This is a genomic window from Glaciimonas sp. PAMC28666 (assembly GCF_016917355.1).
Taxonomy (GTDB): Bacteria; Pseudomonadota; Gammaproteobacteria; order Burkholderiales; family Burkholderiaceae_D; genus Glaciimonas.
Map to the genome: position 1 here is coordinate 3,249,389 of NZ_CP070304.1, position 18,532 is coordinate 3,267,920.

General features: G+C 52.3%; 16 protein-coding genes. 5 read left to right on the forward strand and 11 right to left on the reverse strand.

The window, feature by feature from the left end:
• The first annotated feature begins 75 nt into the window (after positions 1–75).
• Positions 76–444, forward strand: a complete 369-nt coding sequence (locus JQN73_RS13910) for a sirohydrochlorin chelatase (RefSeq protein WP_205319474.1) — start codon at positions 76–78, stop codon at positions 442–444.
• A gap of 289 nt (positions 445–733) precedes the next feature.
• Here the strand turns inward: JQN73_RS13910 and cobA are convergent, their stop codons facing one another.
• The 7 genes from cobA to JQN73_RS13945 form a co-directional block, all read right to left on the reverse strand.
• The gene (cobA, locus tag JQN73_RS13915; protein ID WP_205319475.1) at positions 734–1,546 is read right to left on the reverse strand and encodes a uroporphyrinogen-III C-methyltransferase; all 813 of its coding nucleotides are present in this window, start codon (positions 1,544–1,546) and stop codon (positions 734–736) included.
• A 26-nt stretch (positions 1,547–1,572) separates the two neighbouring features.
• Positions 1,573–2,904 (reverse strand): sulfate adenylyltransferase subunit 1, encoded by a 1,332-nt coding sequence (locus tag JQN73_RS13920; protein WP_205319476.1) that lies wholly within the window; start codon positions 2,902–2,904, stop codon positions 1,573–1,575.
• Positions 2,904–3,839 (reverse strand): sulfate adenylyltransferase subunit CysD, encoded by a 936-nt coding sequence (gene cysD, locus JQN73_RS13925; protein ID WP_205319477.1) that lies wholly within the window; start codon positions 3,837–3,839, stop codon positions 2,904–2,906. The genes JQN73_RS13920 and cysD overlap by 1 nt, the downstream gene beginning before the upstream one ends.
• A 70-nt stretch (positions 3,840–3,909) precedes the next feature.
• A complete protein-coding gene (locus JQN73_RS13930) occupies positions 3,910–4,641 on the reverse strand; it encodes a phosphoadenylyl-sulfate reductase (protein WP_205319478.1) in 732 nt (243 codons plus the stop codon).
• Positions 4,642–4,645: 4 nt separating this feature from the next.
• A complete protein-coding gene (locus tag JQN73_RS13935; RefSeq protein ID WP_240162270.1) occupies positions 4,646–5,182 on the reverse strand; it encodes a DUF934 domain-containing protein in 537 nt (178 codons plus the stop codon).
• Positions 5,175–6,869 (reverse strand): nitrite/sulfite reductase, encoded by a 1,695-nt coding sequence (locus JQN73_RS13940; RefSeq protein ID WP_205319480.1) that lies wholly within the window; start codon positions 6,867–6,869, stop codon positions 5,175–5,177. The genes JQN73_RS13935 and JQN73_RS13940 overlap by 8 nt, the downstream gene beginning before the upstream one ends.
• Before the next feature lie 48 nt (positions 6,870–6,917).
• The gene (locus tag JQN73_RS13945; RefSeq protein WP_205319481.1) at positions 6,918–7,691 is read right to left on the reverse strand and encodes a sulfite exporter TauE/SafE family protein; all 774 of its coding nucleotides are present in this window, start codon (positions 7,689–7,691) and stop codon (positions 6,918–6,920) included.
• 227 nt (positions 7,692–7,918) lie between these two features.
• Between JQN73_RS13945 and JQN73_RS13950 the strand changes: the two genes are divergently transcribed.
• The gene (locus tag JQN73_RS13950) at positions 7,919–8,860 is read left to right on the forward strand and encodes a CysB family HTH-type transcriptional regulator (protein WP_205319482.1); all 942 of its coding nucleotides are present in this window, start codon (positions 7,919–7,921) and stop codon (positions 8,858–8,860) included.
• A 95-nt stretch (positions 8,861–8,955) separates the two neighbouring features.
• On the opposite strand, the gene JQN73_RS13955 is transcribed toward JQN73_RS13950, so the two are convergent.
• Both JQN73_RS13955 and JQN73_RS13960 read right to left on the reverse strand, forming a co-directional pair.
• Positions 8,956–9,414 carry a hypothetical protein gene (locus tag JQN73_RS13955; RefSeq protein ID WP_205319483.1) on the reverse strand — a complete coding sequence of 153 codons (459 nt, stop codon included), beginning with the start codon at positions 9,412–9,414 and terminating at the stop codon, positions 8,956–8,958.
• 467 nt (positions 9,415–9,881) lie between these two features.
• On the reverse strand, positions 9,882–11,477 hold the full coding sequence (locus JQN73_RS13960) for an MFS transporter (protein ID WP_205319484.1): 1,596 nt from the start codon (positions 11,475–11,477) through the stop codon (positions 9,882–9,884).
• Positions 11,478–11,766: 289 nt separating this feature from the next.
• On the opposite strand from JQN73_RS13960, the gene JQN73_RS13965 reads away from it, so the two are divergent.
• Complete coding sequence (locus JQN73_RS13965; protein WP_205319485.1) at positions 11,767–13,110, forward strand: chloride channel protein; 1,344 nt, start codon at positions 11,767–11,769, stop codon at positions 13,108–13,110.
• Complete coding sequence (locus tag JQN73_RS13970) at positions 13,103–13,759, forward strand: class I SAM-dependent methyltransferase (protein ID WP_205319486.1); 657 nt, start codon at positions 13,103–13,105, stop codon at positions 13,757–13,759. Before JQN73_RS13965 ends, JQN73_RS13970 begins: the two co-directional genes overlap by 8 nt.
• A gap of 75 nt (positions 13,760–13,834) precedes the next feature.
• On the opposite strand, the gene JQN73_RS13975 is transcribed toward JQN73_RS13970, so the two are convergent.
• Complete coding sequence (locus JQN73_RS13975; RefSeq protein WP_205319487.1) at positions 13,835–15,979, reverse strand: mechanosensitive ion channel family protein; 2,145 nt, start codon at positions 15,977–15,979, stop codon at positions 13,835–13,837.
• A gap of 364 nt (positions 15,980–16,343) precedes the next feature.
• Between JQN73_RS13975 and JQN73_RS13980 the strand changes: the two genes are divergently transcribed.
• A complete protein-coding gene (locus tag JQN73_RS13980) occupies positions 16,344–17,474 on the forward strand; it encodes an ABC transporter substrate-binding protein (RefSeq protein ID WP_205323372.1) in 1,131 nt (376 codons plus the stop codon).
• Positions 17,475–17,627: 153 nt separating this feature from the next.
• Here the strand turns inward: JQN73_RS13980 and panC are convergent, their stop codons facing one another.
• On the reverse strand, positions 17,628–18,467 hold the full coding sequence (gene panC / locus JQN73_RS13985) for a pantoate--beta-alanine ligase (RefSeq protein ID WP_205319488.1): 840 nt from the start codon (positions 18,465–18,467) through the stop codon (positions 17,628–17,630).
• Positions 18,468–18,532 lie beyond the last annotated feature (65 nt).

Sequence of the window (18,532 nt, forward strand, 5' to 3'; positions counted from 1 at the left end):
TGTTTAATTAACTACATCACACAGCGTCTATGCGCATGATTGAAACTGCGAATATTGACCGAAGGCGAGACGCATATGAAAAAACAAGCATTAATTCTATTCGCACATGGCGCGCGTGCGGCGAGTTGGGTGGAGCCGTTTGAGCGTCTGCAGAAGATCACGCAGGAACGATTGCCTGGTGTGAGGGTGGTGTTGGCTTTTTTGGAGTTGATGACGCCGCAGCTGCCTGAGGTTTTGGCGGAGTTTGCCGCAGATGGCATGACTGACATTCGGATCGTGCCGGTTTTTTTGGGGCAAGGCGGGCATGTTAAACGTGATTTGCCGTTGTTGGTTGTTGAGGCGCAGGGGCGGTATCCGGGGATGGTGATTTCTGTTGTGGAAGCAGTTGGGGAGCAGCCTGAGGTGTTGGATGCTATTGCGGGATATTGTGTGGGGAGTTTATAGATTGGGGTTGTTGGTTTTAGTCTTTGTTATTTGATACGGTTATTGCTCCGTGGGGGCTTGTCGGGCTACCCCCGACAAGCCCCCACGGAGCAGTACCCACATTAAGTAACGCAAACTGAAACAAGCCCCCACGGAGCAGTACCCACATTAAGTAACGAAAACTGAAACAAGCCCCCACAAAGCAGTACCCACATTAAGTAACCAAAACTAAAACAAGCCACTACGAAGCAGTAACCACGTTAAGTAACAACAATCCGTTGAAACAAAACTCCGGATAACCTCGCGTACCCTAAGCCACATTCTGCAAAAACGACGCATCGTCAGCCAAAACCACCTTCCCAACCCGCTCCCCCAACGCCTCCCCAATCATCACCAAAACCGGCCCCTCACACTGCACCAACCCACCCTCCAACTGCCCCAATTCCATCCGAAAAACCCGCTCATTAGCCCGGCTACAATTTTCAACCACCACCACCGGCGTGGAAGCCAACCGCCCCTGCGCCAACAACCGTTGCGCAGTAGCCGTAGCTTCACGCCCACCCATGTACTGCACCAGCGTATCGCAATCCGGAATAGTCGACTGATCCGACTCATCCGGTGCAGTGCTCGACGTAAAAAACGCCACACTACGCGACACACCACGTTTAGTTAATGGCTGTTGCGCCGATGCCGCAGCGGCCAGAGCCGCCGTGATACCAGGCACCACTTCCACTTCGATCCCATGCACTTCAAGCGCCCGCAACTCTTCATCGGCACGACCAAACAACATCGGATCGCCGCCTTTTAAGCGGACCACCAGCGAATATTTCCTCGCATTGTCGACCAGCTGTTTATTGATAAATTGCTGCGCCGTCGATAACTGGCCACAACGTTTGCCCACCAGAATTTTGATCGCTTGCGGACATAAAGCCAACATGTCTTCCGTCACCAGAGCATCATGCAAAACCACGTCCGCCTGCCCCAGAACACGTGCGCCGCGGACTGTAATCAAGTCAGCAGCGCCAGGTCCCGCACCGATCAAATACACTTTACCAAAGCCGCCCGAGATGGCGGCGGATTCGGACCCGGAGATAAGTGAAGTAGCGCTGATAGTCGATGGCATAAGAGGTCCGAGTCTGTCTGGTTACGTCAGTCGAAACGGATCATGCCCGCGGCGACCGTCTGATGCGTCACTTCGTCAATCAAAATGAAGGCACCGGTGGCACGTACTGCATCGTAGGAATCCGCTGCAATGGGTTGCTGCACAGTCAAAGAAACGCGCGCGATGTCGTTCAATTTTAGTGTGTCGGCCGGACGGCGTTCTTGCGTATTAATATCCAGCAGGGTATCAATTTTGGTGATGCGTGCACCGGTCTGCTTGGTGGTATGTTTTATCCAATATTTGCGGCGCAGGTCCAGCGCATCTTCCGACAACCAGCACAAATCGGCGCTGATGGTTTTGAGCAGGGCAGGCGCGCGTGCGACCGAAGCCAGCATATCGCCACGGGAAATATCCAGATGCTCTTCCAGTAGCAGCGTTACGGATTGTCCGACAGCGGCGGATTCCAGCGAACCTTCAAATACCAGAATATCTTTTACCGTTGCGCTTTGGCCGCTTGGCTGGATAGTCAACTTGTCGCCCTTGCTGACTTTCCCCGCTTCGATCCTTCCCATGTAACCACGGAAATCGTTGGCTTCGTGACCATTGTGACGCGCTACCAGTTGCACCGGAAAACGGAACGGCTCGTCATGTGATTCATCGTAGACGCTGAGTGATTCCAATAGAGAAATCAGGGTTGGACCTTTGTTCCAAGGCATCTTGTCGCCTGCGACCACCACATTGTCGCCCGCCAGCGCTGACAACGGAATCGCATGGATATCGCGCAGGCCAAGCTGTTTGGCAAAGTCCATGTAAGCAGCGACGATGCGGTCATACACGGCTTGATCGTAGTTGACCAAATCCATTTTATTCACGGCTACGATGACGTGTTCGATCTGTAGCAGATGCGCGATGGTCGAATGACGCTTGGTTTGCGTTAGCAATTCCACGCTGCCGTCATCGCCAAGTTTGACTTTGGAGACATCAACCAGAATGATCACTGCATCAGCCGTCGACGCGCCTGTGACCATGTTACGGGTGTATTGCTCGTGCCCCGGGGTGTCGGCAATGATGAACTTGCGTTTCGGTGTGGCGAAATAGCGATAGGCCACATCAATCGTGATGCCTTGTTCGCGTTCGGCTTCCAGGCCATCGGTCAATAATGACAGGTCAATGGTATCGCCCACGGTGCGCTTGTGTTTGGCGCGTGACATGGCATCAAGCTGGTCGGCAAAAATGCCTTTGCTGTCGAACAGCAAGCGACCAATCAATGTGCTTTTGCCGTCATCGACGGAGCCAGCGGTAATGAAGCGCAGCAGACCGCGTTCTTGCTGTGGATGTTGTGGTTTCACGAGATTCTTTTCAGACACTACGGCGTTCATTAGAAATATCCTTCTTTTTTGCGTTTTTCCATCGATGCTTCCGATGTCTGATCGTCCATGCGGGTCGCGCCACGTTCGGTAATTTGCGTAATCGCGGTTTCTGCGATGATGGCTTCCACCGTCGTCGCGTCGGAGGCAACCGGGCAGGTGCATGAAATATCGCCCACTGTACGGAACCGTACTTCGCGCATTTCTACAACTTCGCCTTCCTTGGCCGGTGTCAGATCAGTCAATGGCACCAGCAAACCATTGCGCGGGATGACCTGGCGCTGATGGGCGAAATAAATCGGTGGTAGTTCCAGTTTTTCACGGGCGATGTATTGCCAGACATCGAGTTCAGTCCAGTTCGAAATCGGGAACACGCGCATATTTTCACCTGGATGCACACGGGTGTTATACAGATCCCACAATTCCGGACGTTGCGCCTTTGGGTTCCATTGGCCGAATTCGTCGCGGAACGAAAAGATGCGTTCTTTGGCGCGGGCTTTTTCTTCATCGCGGCGAGCGCCACCGATACAGGCATCAAACTTGTGTTCGGCAATCGTTTCCAGCAAGGTCACGGCTTGTGCTGCGTTCCGCGAGTCAGTCAGTGGATTGCGCAAACGTACCGTACCACGTTTGATCGAATCTTCAACTGAACCGATGATAAGACGCTCACCCAGTTCCGCAACTTTTTTGTCGCGGAAGGTGATGACTTCGGCGAAGTTATGGCCGGTATCGATGTGCACCAGCGGGAACGGGAATTTGCCGGGGCGAAAAGCTTTTTCGGCGATTCGCAGCATGACGACGGAATCTTTACCACCGGAGAATAGCAGCGCCGGGTTGCTGCATTCAGCCGCAACTTCGCGCATGATGTGAATCGCTTCAGATTCCAGCCAGTCAAGATGGCGGTCACTGGCGTTATCGAGAAAAAGTTTTTCTACTGCAGTGTTCATGGTGTCATATCTCTTAAATATTATTTACGGTCTTTGCAAACTGGCTGGATCGAATCAATCTTCGGCGGTATCAGGCTACAGATTTAATGCGTATCAGTTTTCCATCCACGACATGCAAACCACACTCTTTGGAATCCGGATTTTCCCACCACCAGCGCCCGGCGCGGACGTCTTCACCGGGCTGGATGGCGCGCGTACACGGTTCACAGCCAATCGATGGATAGCCCTTGTCGTGCAGTGGGTTATACGGCACATTGTTGCTGCGAATATATTCCCATACATCCTCTTCGGACCAGTCAGCCAGAGGGTTGAACTTGGTCATCGCGTGGGCTTCGTCCTGCTCTTGCACGTGCAGTTCGGCGCGGGTTAGCGATTGCGCACGACGCTGTCCGGTGACCCATGATTTGTTGCCGGAAAGCGCCCGATTGAGCGGTTCAATCTTGCGTATCCGGCAGCATTCCTTACGCATCTCGATGCTGTCATAAAACGCATTCAAGCCGTTTTTCTCAACGTAAGTAGCAACTGCGTCAGCTTGTGGGCGAAACGGCGTGACGTCATAGTCATAGGTTTCCTTGATCCGGTCCAGCATGCCCAGGGTTTCTGCATGCAGTCGACCGGTTTCAAGTGTGAAGATGCCGATTGCTAATTTGCTGCGCAAAATCAAGTCGGTCAGCACCATGTCTTCCGCCGCCAGGCTGGAGGCAAATACCGCAGGCGCATAGTCGCTGGCGATCTTTTCCAACGTCGCCTGGGTGGCGGCGATCAGTTCGGGCAGAGATATGGTTGAATCGTTGGTTTGCATGCGTTTATTCCTGGACCACTGGCTGGCGCGTTACACGACGGAACAAAGGTGTTTTTTCGTCCCATGAAGCTTGATATTTTTCCGAGAAATCGGTCAAACCTTTTAACGCATCATTAATGTTTTTGTCAGCACGAACTGCATAGGCATCGAACCCAACGCGAGACATATAAAACAGTTGATCGCGCAAGACATCACCGATGGCGCGTAACTCGCCTTCGTAGCCATAACGGGTGCGCAAGTTGAAGGCAATTGAGTAACCGCGACCATCGGTAAAGATCGGGAAGTCAACGGCGATCAGTTCGAAATGGGCGAGGTCGTCTTTCAACTCTTCAGGGCGCGCATTGCTGGCCAGCCAGACGCCAAGTTGCGCGCGGCCTTCCAGCGTAGCCCGTTGTGCTTGCCACACGGTCAAAGGGACGATGACTTTCCCGGCCGGAATCTCAACCGTTTCGGCCGTATCGTCGGTTGCTAAACGCAGGACAGTCCAGTCATCAGTGACGACGCTGCGGTTTTTGATAATGTTGGTAGTCAAATTAGACACAAGCGTCCTCCCCGGTTGGTTGTGCCGCTTTGATCGGTGTGGCATACACGTATTCTTTGAACGGTGCGACGCCGAGTCGCTGTACCGTATCAATGAAAAGCTCATCTTCGGTACGTTGCTTGACGTACACGCTTAGCAAACGTTCAATCACTGTCGGCATTTGATGGGCCGAAAACGAAGGGCCGATGATTTTGCCGATGCTGGTGCTATTACCTTGCGCGCCGCCGATGGAGACCTGGTACCACTCGGCACCATCTTTATCAACACCCAGAATACCGATATTTCCAACGTGATGGTGACCGCAGGCGTTGATGCAACCGGAGATGTTTAGTTCGATCTCACCAATGTCATGCTGGAAGTCGATGTTGTCGAACTTTTCAGCAATCGCTTGTGCAATCGGGATCGATTTGGCGTTCGCCAGCGAGCAAAAATCTCCGCCAGGGCAGCAAATGATATCGGTCAGCAAGCCAATGTTTGGGGTCGCCAGACCTTGTGCTTTGACCGCTTGCCAGAATGTGAAAAGCGCTGAAATCTTGACGTCAGCCAGCACCAGATTCTGCTCATGCGTCACGCGCACTTCGCCGAAACTGTAGCGATCCGACAAATCAGCCACGAAGTCGAGTTGGTCTGCGGTGATGTCGCCCGGTGGCACCCCAGTTTTCTTCAGCGACAGTATGACCGCGGCGTAACCGCTGACTTTGTGCGCTTTAACGTTGCGTTTCAACCAGTTGGCGAAACCTTTATCGCTGGCTTTCAAGGCTTCGAATTCTGCATCGGTGGCAGGCAATGTTTCGTAGGCTGGTGCCGTAAAATACTGCGCTACGCGTTGCAATTCTTCGACCGTGAGGGTGCCGGGACCATCTTTGATGTCCAGCCATTCAGCTTCAACCTGACGCGCAAACTCTTGCGGACCGATGGCCTTGACCAAAATTTTGATACGCGCCTTGTAGATATTGTCGCGACGACCGTGTTGGTTATAGACGCGCAGAATCGCTTCCATGTACGTCAACGCATGTTGCCACGGCAGGTATTCACGGATAACGCTGCCGATAATCGGCGTGCGGCCCATGCCCCCACCGACCATGACTTTAAAGCCGACTTCACCAGACGCATCTTTGACCATCGTTAAACCGATGTCATGCACTGCAGTCGCTGCGCGGTCTTCCTCAGAGCCATTAATGGCGAACTTGAATTTACGCGGCAAGTAGGCGAACTCTGGATGGAACGTACTCCACTCGCGCAGAATTTCTGCGTAAGGACGCGGATCGATGACTTCATCGGCAGCGACGCCGGCCAGTTCGTCCGAGGTAATATTCCTGATACAGTTTCCCGACGTCTGGATCGCATGCATTTCGACCGTTGCCAGGTCAGCCAGAATATCTGGTGACTCTTCCAGCTTGATCCAGTTGTATTGAATATTTTGACGCGTCGTGAAGTGACCATAACCGCGATCATATTTGCGGGCAATATACGCAAACTTGCGTATCTGTGCCGAAGCCAGCAGGCCATAAGGTACGGCGACGCGCAGCATGTACGCGTGGCGTTGCATGTACAAACCATTTTGGAGGCGCAAGATACGGAATTCATCTTCGGCCAGTTCATCGGACAGGCGGCGTTCCACCTGACCGCGATATTGGGCAATGCGTTCTTTAACAATCTGGTGATCGTATTCGTCGTAGCGATACATCTTTTGTTCCTAATCTGTGGTCGTAACCACGTCTCGAATTAAAATATTTTAAAAAACCAATTTAATTGCTACGCTGGTCAGCGTTACCGCTAACAAGGCGCGTAAAATTTTCTCTGGCACCTTGCGTGCTGCCAAGGACCCTAGTGTAATACCAGGAACAGAACCGAGTAGCAGGGCGCTTAATAACGCCCAGTCGATTGAGCCTAACCACCAATGACCTGCCGCAGCAATGGCGGTCAATGGAACGGCATAGGCGATATCGGTACCAGCTACCTCAGCCGGTGTCAGACGCGGATACAGCAGGACCAGCAAGGTGGCACCGACAGCGCCAGCCCCGATTGAAGAAATGGTGACCAACGTGCCGAGTACCAATCCCGCAACAATCGTTGCAGCGGTCAAATTTGCGCCCTGAAGCTGTTTTTCAGGATGTGCATTCAACCAGTTTTGCAGTTTACCTTTAAATAGCAAGGCGATGACGGTTAGAAACACGGAACCGGCAATGGAGTAGCGAATAATTTGTCCCATTTCAGGACTGATCGTGCCGAAATGTTTGAGGGCGAGGGCTGTAACCACCGCTGCCGGTAGCGCGCCGATGCATAGATGGCGGACTATATCCCAACGGATATTACCGCTGTAGCGGTGGGCAAACGTGCCAGCAACCTTGGTGGCCGAAGCGAACGCCAGATCGGTGCCGACGGCCACGCTGGGGTGGATGCCGAAAAGAAGGGTGAGCAGGGGCGTCATCAGAGAACCGCCTCCAACTCCGGTCAATCCTACCAATAATCCGACGGCAAAGCCGCTTACCACATAAGAAAGAGTCATAAAGCCCCGTACAAAACAGTCTGAATCGTAATAAACTTCTGCTTTATTACCAACTACAGAGTATTTATTTGCTTATATGCGTATTTGGTATATAGAAAAACGTTTAGGGTTTCGTGAGGGTAACGCGAAAGTTGCGTGAGCAATGCTTGAGTGTTACGTGAGTGTTGCGTATTCGAAAACCTTTTTTTAATTTCAGCTTTCCAGAATAGAAAACGAAGGGCACGCCTATGAATCTCCATCAGTTTCGCTTTGTGCGCGAGGCGGTCCGGCAAAACTTTAACCTGACCGAAGCTGCGAAGGCGCTGTATACGTCGCAACCCGGTGTGTCGAAGGCGATTATCGAGCTGGAAGAGGAGCTTGGGGTCGATATATTTACGCGTCACGGCAAGCGCATACGCGGCTTGACCGAGCCTGGACGCCAGGTCTTGAAATCGGTCGAAGCGATCATGCAGGAGATCGAAGGACTCAAGCGCATTGGTCAGGAATATGCGGCGCACGATAGCGGTAGTTTTACGATTGCTACGACGCATACGCAGGCGCGTTACTCGCTGCCCAAAGTGGTGCAGGCGTTTACGTTGAAATTCCCGAAGGTTAGATTATCTTTATTGCAAGGAAATCCCCGGCAGGTTGCGGATATGGTACGCAACGATCAGGCGGATTTAGCATTGGCGACTGAGGCGATCGCTAATGCGGACGGTCTAATTACTTTGCCATGTTATCAATGGGAACATATGGTGGTGGTCCCGCCCGAGCACCCGTTGTTGCTATCAAAAGCCATCACGCTGGAAGAAATCGCAGCCTATCCTTTAATTACCTATGACAGCGCCTTTGCCGGACGCAGCAAAATCGATCATGCATTTTCATTGCGCAATCTGAAGCCTGACGTCCTGCTGGAGGCGATTGATGCCGATGTTATTAAAACCTACGTCGAGCTTGGGATGGGCGTGGGGATTATTGCAGGTATGGCATACGACCCAGAGCGCGATACCTGCCTTCGGGCCATCAAAGTGGGTCATCTGTTCGGGACCAACGTCTCGCGGGCTGCGGTCAAGCAGGGTGCGTATTTACGTAGTTACGTTTACACGTTCATTGAATTACTGGCGCCGACAATGAACCGAAAACTCATCGAGCAAGTGATGAGTGGTGAAAAAGATATGTACGAGTTATAGATCGGATGACCATGTTAACCGCAACCGGCGCTCGCTGAGAGCTTCAGCGACGCGCCGTTGTAAAGTCGGCATAAATTAAAGTTTAATTTTCGCTATTAATACCCGGCATCCCTAATCGCGTCTCTGGTCGCATGCAAGGCAATCTCAATATGCCGCACGGCTTCGTGTTGCATACCGCGGATACGCGGATCGTCCTCTTCTTGCGCCACATCCTGACGCGCCTTGCTCAAGGCTTCAACGGCATCGTGCAGACGGCCACTATGGTCCCTGTGAATATCCGGTCGTTGCGCACTCTGAAAATCTTTGCCGACGTCTCTACCCGATTCTACGACCAGACTTTTGGCTGCGTTGATCTCCGAAAGGGCGACCTGTTCATTGTGACCCATCACCCAATTGTCGCCGCCACGATGGGCGATAAGCCAGTTGGCGGTGTCGAGGTCTTGCAGCGCATGGATATAGGAGGCATGGCGTCCTGGTTCATCCGCGTGGGCGAGAGTCGCCATAACGCCGGACATGGCAATCAGGGAAAGAACAAGTTTGTGGCTCAGTTTCATGGCGGGCATCCGTTAATTAAATAAAACAGCGGTTAGGGAATAGTCAAACAACAGTTGACTAACAGTCAAGCGGCGCATCGCGCGGATGCGCTGCAGAGAATAAGGGGAATTAATAACGGTAAGCGTAAGGGCGGTCGTAATAGCCGCGATGCGCCGGAACGATAATGCAGCCAGATAATGCTGAACTGAGAATAGTGGCTAAAACCACCAGTTGTATGAGCTTTTTCATTTTGCATCCTTCCTAATTAAATTTCCAGATAATCAGGATGCCACTGGCTCAGCCGCGGAGGTGCAACCAAGTTGTGTGACTTGTAAGCGCATGTTAGGCGCGCTCGTAGTTGGACAGAAGGAGGTTCTTACGGAAAATTGGGCTAGCCAGGGATTGAAAGCGTGACAGCGAAGGGAGGCGACGAAGGTCGTCGCCTCATTGAAAACAAGGGCAGGGTTAATGTTGTATTTGCAACGTGTTATTCACCCACGGAAACCGCTTCCGGTTGTAAGCGTAACGATACCTTGGGCACGCGACGGACGAGACCAACGCCGATCACCGTCACGATCACAGCTAGTCCGACGCCCATGTGTATCGAGCCAATTAGTCCGTCCCGTGCGGCTTCTAATAGAAGTTGCCCGTTATGACCGGCATCCGCTAATTGTTTTAGTACGAGAGCCTGAGTTTCATGGCTGATCAGAATCTGCGGGTCGGAAAAGCTTGATAGCCATTTTCCGGCGTTATCGCTCTCTAGTGCTTGCCGCACACTGCCGGCGTACATGTGATTAATTAATGTCCCGATGATCGCGGTTCCCACCATGCTACCGATCATGCGCAAGGACTGCATCAATGCGGTAGCGATGCCGAGATGTTCCCGTCCCGCCTCTTGCTGAATGAAGACAGTCAGATTTGGTAAGATAAAGCCGAGGCCAAGGCCGCCTATCAGCATAAAACTGGCGATCATGCTATGGGAAGTCCAGCGATTGGATATCACCACGCCCAGACAGGACAGCGCTAGCATGATGAAGCCGATGTACAACATGATGATCGGATTTTTTATCCGCGTAATGATCCTGCTATTGGTAATGCTACCCACCATAATGAAAGCCACCAACGGCGTAATCAGGACACCTGCCTCTTGCGGCGACAAGCCAAAACCTCCCTGATACAGCAGGGGCGCAAAAAACATTAATGAGAACATCGAAAATCCGCTCAATAAAGAGAGCAAAAATAGTGTCGCTAGCTTAGGGTGAAATAATAGATCGAATGGCAATATGGGCTGGAGCGCGTGATGCTCCCATTTCCATAGCGCATAAAAAGAGGCAACGCTGGCTGCGAGCAGGACCAGCATCCCTAACGAAAGGCCATGTTTCGGCAACATTTCTACGAAAAGTTGCAGGCAACCGAGCGAAGCCGTTAGAAGCAATGCACCCGGCCAATCGAGTCTGATCTTGGCGTCAGGATCGGTATGACGCAAATGCGGCAGGTATTTCCAGACAAAAAACAGGGACAGCAATCCTACCGGCAGATTGACAAAGAAGACCCAGCGCCAGCCCCAGTATTGGGTCAGAAAGCCACCTAGCGAAGGTCCGACTGCCGTTGCAATGCCGAACGCGGTACTCATCATGACTTGCCAGCGCAGACGGGTGTGAGCACCGGGAAATAAATCGGGAATACAGGCGAATGCGGTACCGACCAGCATACCGCCGCCGATCCCTTGCACCCCGCGCCCGATCACCAGCCAAAGCATGCTATTGGACATGCCACATAAAATCGAGGCAACAGTGAATAAGATAATCGAAACAATCACAAACGGCTTGCGTCCATAATAGTCCCCGAGGCGACCGAAAATGGGGACCGTAATGACGGAGGTGAGTAAATAGGAAGTTGCTACCCAGGCATATAAATCAAAGCCTTTGAGTTCGGCGACAATGGTTGGTAATGCGGTGCCAACGATGGTGGAGTCTAAGCCTACCAGCATGATGACAAATGCAATACCCAGCATAGCCAACAGTGATTCACGAAAAGGAAGTATTTGGTCGCTTGAGTGAGCGGCGGCGGAATGGAGGGCCATTGAGGTTTGGTTTGATGAGGCCCTAAATAAGTTTTATTGCAAAAACGGGTGGGTAAAACTTGCCGAAATTCGCGCAAAATAAGTTATCTAGAGGCAACAGCGGAATTTATTTGTATATTCATCATGATACGCCGGTTCTTTATATTCCGCTGAAAACCGTCGAATTTGCACTTTCAATGCTTAAATACCAAAAAATCGGCTATTAATCGATCAATGTTCACGGAATAGCATCCACATGACGATACGCCGACCACATTAATTTATAATGCCGCCTTTGCCCCCAATTAAAATGAACCTGATTCCATCGAATATATCTGGGCAGACGCAACGCCATTTGCGCCGGGTTTGGCGTAAATACGGCATTTTATGGTTGGGTGCGGTGTTGGTCGGGCTGATCGCTGTGCTGTACGCGCGTTTGATAGATGCTGGATTCGGTATTTTTCGCTCAATTCAGCAAGCGCACTTTTGGCTGCCGATCATCATTACGCCAGTCGCTGGCGGACTCTGTGTGTGGCTGACCCGGCGATTTTTTCCGGGGGCTGAGGGAAGTGGAATTCCCCAAGTGATTGCGACGCTGGAAGAAGACACCACTCAGCGCGGACTATCGTTATTGTCGATTAAATTGCTGTTTGGCAAGATCGGCGTGTCATTTCTGGCGATTCTGGGCGGTTTTACCATTGGTCGCGAAGGACCGACAGTCCAGGTTGGGGCCGCATTGATGTTTAACCTGCGACGGCTTTATCCGCGTGCCAGCGCAGCGCTTGAACGGCGTCTGATACTTGCGGGCGCAGCCGCGGGTCTGTCGGCTGCATTTAATACACCGTTGGCAGGGATTGTGTTCGCGATTGAAGAGTTGACGCGTAGTTTTGAACATCGCGCCAGTGGGGTGGTGATCACCGTGATTATTTTTGCCGGTGTCGTTGCGCTCGGTTTGAACGGTAACTACACTTATTTTGGGACCATCCAGATTGCTGGCGGCCTCACTAACATGCTTGCTGTGGCGGTCGTAGTTACGGGGATCGTGACGGGTATCGCTGGCGGTATTTTTTGTTGGTTGCTACTCAATACTCAGCGCTGGATTCCGGTCAAAGTACAGGTTCTGCGGCGTGAGCGCCCGGTTGCGTTTGGCGCATTATGCGGATTGATCGTGGCGCTGGTCGGTATTGTTGCCGCTGGCGCGACCTTTGGAAGCGGCTATGTCGAAGCGCAAAGCTTGCTGGCGGGCGGGCATTTGCCGGTCTTGTATCCTTTTTTGAAGATGGCTTCAATGGTTGGCTCCTATCTGCCGGGTATCCCGGGCGGTATTTTTGCACCGTCGTTGTCGATTGGGGCCGGATTTGGTAATTTATTGCATTTGCTGTTTGATAACACGTCGTTGCAGATGTTGATTGCGCTGGCGATGGTTGGCTATCTCGCGGCTGTTACGCAGTCACCGATTACCGCTTTTGTGATTGTGATGGAAATGATTAACGGCCATGCGCTGGTGATTTCATTGATGGCAACGGCCTTGATTGCCAGCCGGATATCACGATTTTTTGCACCACCGCTTTATGATGCACTGTCAGAGCGCTATCGTCTGTCATGTGCGTCGCAGATTGTTTCACCGGATTTAAGAAAGTCAGAAAATGCTTAAAAAAGATATGGTGGAGTATTACGCCAAACGCGCCGAAACCTACGAAGAGATCTACACGCGTCCCGAACGCGAAGACGAATTAGTAACGCTTCAGGTGCGCGTGCAAGAGTTGCTGGAAGGCCATGACGTATTGGAATTAGGCTGCGGAACCGGCTTCTGGACCAAGGAGCTCGCCGCCTCGGCAAAGTCGGTTACCGCTACCGATATTAATCCGGAAGTGATGAAGTTGGCGCAGGCCAAGGGTTTTCCGGCTGACAAGGTGCAATTTGCCGTGGCAGATGCGTTCAATTTGCAGTTGGATCGGCCTTATACTGCGGTATTTTTCGGATTTCTGTGGTCGCACATCGCGCGTGAAGATCAAAACAAGTTTTTGTTGCACCTGCGTGAAAAGGTGGGATCGAATGCATTGATGGTGATGCTGGATAACAGTTACGTGGAAGGCAGCAGCACCACGATTGCCCGCACCGACTTGTTGGGAAATACCTTTCAGCATCGTCGTTTGCCGGGCGCACCGCATGGCGACCGGTATGAGATTTTGAAGAATTTTCCGAGCGATAGCAATTTGCGCAAGCGCTTGGCGTCGGATACGCGTGATTTACGTATTTTGCGGATGGAGCATTACTGGTTGTTGAATTGCCGGTTGAAGTAAGTTACAGCCAGCGTTGTTGCATTGATGTTGTATTTTTTCGTTAACCGGCTTCCGCTTCAACTTTTTTAGTCGGCATCAGGCAACCGGCTGAATCACCGCCTCCTGGCTTTCCGGTAACGCAGCAGGCGCTGCAGGAAAGCTTGACCATTCGTTGGCGAATGTGACCGTAGTGGTCGCATCAATTTTTGCTTTGATGCGCAAGTTGAAGGCGCGACCCACTTCCCATTGGGCCTGCGGTCTGGTGCGGAAGGCGCCGGTCAGGATGGCACCGTGCAGGTCAAAGCCGTTCAGGCCGTAGATCTCGATCGGTGCCAGCAGCAAACGACGCAGATGCAGGTCGTTCATCATTTCGGTGCCGGTTTCCTGTATCAGGTTGAGTGCGTCCTCGATGCTTGATTCCAGCGTTACGTGTAATTTGAGTGATGCGTAAGCATATTCTCGCGAGTCATTTTTCACTGCAAGAATCTGTGAAAATGGGACGCTGTGCACCGATCCATTGCCGTCGCGCAATCGTACGGTGCGAATCGATAGATGCTCGACCGTACCGATATGACCATTCCCTACGTCCACCCAGTCACCGACAGACATCGAATCTTCGATCAGAATAAAAATTCCTGTAATCACGTCTTTCACTAACGACTGTGAGCCGAACCCAATGGCCAGGCCGACCACGCCTGCAGACGCCAAAAGCGGTGTGACGTTGAGGCCAAGGTTCGCCAGAGTGGTAATAACGGTCGCTGTCAAAATGATGATGAGCGATGCATTGCGCAGCAGCGGAAGAATCGTACGCATCCGCGTACTTGGATTGCGACCGTAGCGCCCGCTGCGGCTTGGCGTAATTGCCTCCTGGATTGCGGTGTCCAATAATATCCATGCAAGCCAGGCCAGCGCCAGGGTTAGCCCAATCTTGCCCATGGCGGCCAGAATCAAATGGCCGATTTGGGTCGTGTTGGCGTAGTCTAGTAATGAATGATCCCAAATCCGTGTCAGTAATTCGCAAAATCCGATCCACATGACAATTTGCAGCAGACTGAAAATGGCGGCTTTCAGGCGTAACATATAAGGTGATTGTCGACGCGGTGATGCGGGTTTTTTTCCGTGTCCAATACGTTGCAGTAGGGTTCCGATAAAAAACATCCCCACAAGTAACGCGGCGCTACTGAGCGCATGGTCAAGCGCTGCGCCGCTGCTGGCAGGGCCGAATACCGTCGCGAGACTGACGCCGCCTGCTAATAATAGTATTGGGTAATGCCACAAAGAGGCCACAATTTCCAGCGTCTCCATGCGCGCCCGATGTGTGCTACGCACTTCCAGAGAGCGGTTACGGATGATATGCGCGATCGGTCGGCGAAACCGCAGAGCAAAGACCACACATAAAATAGCGGCAACCAGATTCGCGACCGTGGCGACCAGGCTCGATAGTGCGCCGCCGATGATGGTATATAACTTGGGATTGTTAATCGCATCGCCGAACCATCCAGCGAAGCCGATGAAATACAATAATTTCCAGGCGCGCCGATACAGAATGTGGATTGCCACATTCCGATGCCCGCTATACGAGAGCGAAAAAATGATGGCGCAGACGGCCCTGAATACGCTTGCACCAATCATGGTGTAAAGCAGCAGCGTGGCGAGTGCACGACCGAGTGCCGCAGGCAGGCTTAATACCACGGCGATTTCTACCAGCAGCGCCAGCACCAGCGGCACAATATGGCGCAGGATGTAGATCGATAATTCTTTAATGCTGGGGTCAGTGGAGAGCGTTTCCTGCATGCCGAAATGTTGACGTACGCGCTTGCCGACGTATTGCAATACAAAAGCCACGAAACCGAATAAGGCCAGCATTTCCACGAAATGTGCCAACACTAAAAATGGCGTTTCGCCGTTCTGCCGGGAAAATAGCGTCGAGAGTTCGTTGCCAGCGCGCGCAAATTGCTGTTGCCAATATTTTTGCGGCGCGGCGACCTGACCGTAATTGGCCTGGACGGCTTCAAGACTATCGGAAATTAATCCGATTAATCCCTTTTGAACCGGGACCGGTGCTTTGTTTTGCTGCTCGGCCTGTTGCAGCGCGGCGACCAGTGCGGTTGCAGCAGGATTGGCCTGTAATGTTTTCGCCAGTGCATTTAGCGCTGAGGAGGGTGGCGCGGCCGGTGCCGTGGGTGCGGCGGCCGTGTTGCCCGTTGCCGTCGTGCTGGATGCCGACCACGCAGGCAACATATGACATATCAAGCAGATGATGAGCAGAGATTGCGTAAAAGATCGCGCAAGGGCACCAGGTCGAGTAGGGCTCATAGTGACATCGGAAAAGTCTTAAAAGAGTGATCTTACCGCAGCCGAAGCCAGGTAACGCGTGCAGTACGCCGATCGCGTCGTTTGTGGTGACTTTTTATCACTGTCTTGGTGTTTCACGCGCCAGGAGCGAAGATTCAGCGTTATTTATCCATTTAGTAATCCACACAATAAACTGATCAATAAGGAAACTTCAGGCAAACTGTGCCTACTTAAACGGATTTGACCGTTCTTACCGGAATATATGAAAAAAAATTACAAATGTAAGGCGCGGTACTCTTACGCCGGGATCATGTTTTTTGGCTTATCCGTTCTCAGCACAATAGCCAACGCACAGATAAAAATCGGTGTGGAACTTGCTGTGACAGGCCCTGCTGCAGCGATTGGAGCGCCCAGCAAGAATGCGGTTCTGTTGTGGCCAAAACAGATCGCGGGGCAACGTGTCGACTATATTATTCTGGACGATGCTTCAGACCCGAGCAACGCGGTACGCAACGCGCACAAGCTGATCAGCGAAGACAAAGTGGATTTGATCGTTGGACCAAACACAACGCCAAATGCGTTAGCGATGCTGGACGTGATCGCGGAGGGCGAGACGCCGATGGTCGCATTGGCGGCGTCTGCGGCGATCGTCTCACCACCGGACGGGAAGCGCGCGTGGGCCTTCAAAATGCCGCAAAACGATTCGCACATGGCGACGATACTCACCCAACACATGGCCGACAACCACATCAGGACGGTGGCGTTTATCGGATTCGCGGATGCTTATGGTGATAGCTGGTGGCGCGAATTTTCACGGCTGGCAGAATTACGCAAGATAAAGATTGTTGCCACGGAGCGCTACAACCGGACTGACACCAGTGTCATCGGCCAGACGCTCAAAATCATGGCAGCACAGCCTGACGCGGTCTTGATTGCGGCGGCGGCTACGCCAGCGGTGTTGCCACAAAGAACGTTGGTTGAGCGCGGTTATAAGGGGCGCATCTATCAGACCCATGGCATCGGCACGCTGGATTTTCTAAAGGTTGGGGGCAAAGAGGTGGAAGGGACTTTTTTCCCCACCGGACCTGCCGTGGTCGCTAAACAGTTGCCAGATGGGAATCCGGTCAAAAAGACGGCGCTAGACTTCACGCGCCGTTACGAAGCGGCGTATGGCACGGATACCATGACGCAATTTGCGGCGGATGCCTGGGGTGCCTATATGTTGATTGCTAACGCAATACCGCAAGCATTAAGCAAAGCTAAACCAGGCACGCGGGAGTTCCGTGCTGCGCTACGCGATGCGTTGGAACAAACGCATAATCTGACCGTTCCTCAGGGTGTGATCAATATGAGCCCGATAGATCACGTTGGCCTGGATCAGCGCTCTCGGGTAATGGGGCGGATAGTCGGGAATAAATTCACCTACGCGTACGGTGGCTGACGCGGGTTGATGTGGGTTGATACTGATTGATACTGATTGATGGTGGTTGCCGCGAGTTGAGGCGGCGCCGGTGCTGTGAAAGTCAGGAATTTAAATTTCTTTGCGAATCCGGTGCAATGTTGTTGCACCGGATTCGATTAACACGAACGAAAATTAAATTTCGAGGTTATCGATCAAGCGGGTGATCCCCAGTCGGGCGGCAGCCAATACGACCAGTTGTTCACCCTGAGCAAGCTCGTGCGCCGAGGCCGGTTGCAGGTTGCTGCGCTTGCGGACCGAAATATAGTCCGGTTGCCAGCCTCCTTCGCGTAATTGCGCCATCGCGTCCTGCTCTAGCATATCGATCGTTTTTTGCCCGCCTCGAACACCTTCTGCTACCTGCGTTAATAGCTTGAACAAAGTGGGTGCTTCAGCGCGTTCTTCCGCTGATAAATACATGTTCCGCGAAGATAGTGCCAAGCCATCCTCTGCGCGAAAGGTTTCCGCAGCGATGATATCGGTAGGAAGCGCGAACTGTTTTGCCATGTTCCGAATGATCATCAATTGTTGATAATCCTTCTTGCCGAACACTGCCACGCGTGGTTGTACGCATGAAAATAACTTCATTACTACGGTGGTGACGCCAGCAAAAAAACCGGGGCGGAATTCGCCTTCGAGTGTGTTGCCAAGATCGTCCGGTGGGCTAATGCGAAATTCCTGCGGCTCAGGGTATAGATCTTTTTCGGTTGGTGCGAACAGGACATACACGCCTTCTTTTTCCAACTTCGCCACATCTGCAGCGAACGTGCGCGGATATTTATCGAAATCATCATTCGGGCCGAACTGCAGACGGTTGACAAAAATGGACGCCACTATTGGATCACCGTGACGCTTTGCCAAGCGCATCAATGACAAATGACCGTCATGCAGGTTGCCCATCGTCGGCACGAATGCGGTGCGCAGCTGGCCGCGCATGTGGTCACGTAATTCTTCAATGGAGGAAATAATTTTCATGGAGATGTCAGATGGTAATAGTCGATTGCAAAAATGAGCGCCAGTTGGAGGGCGGCGGCGGGCGT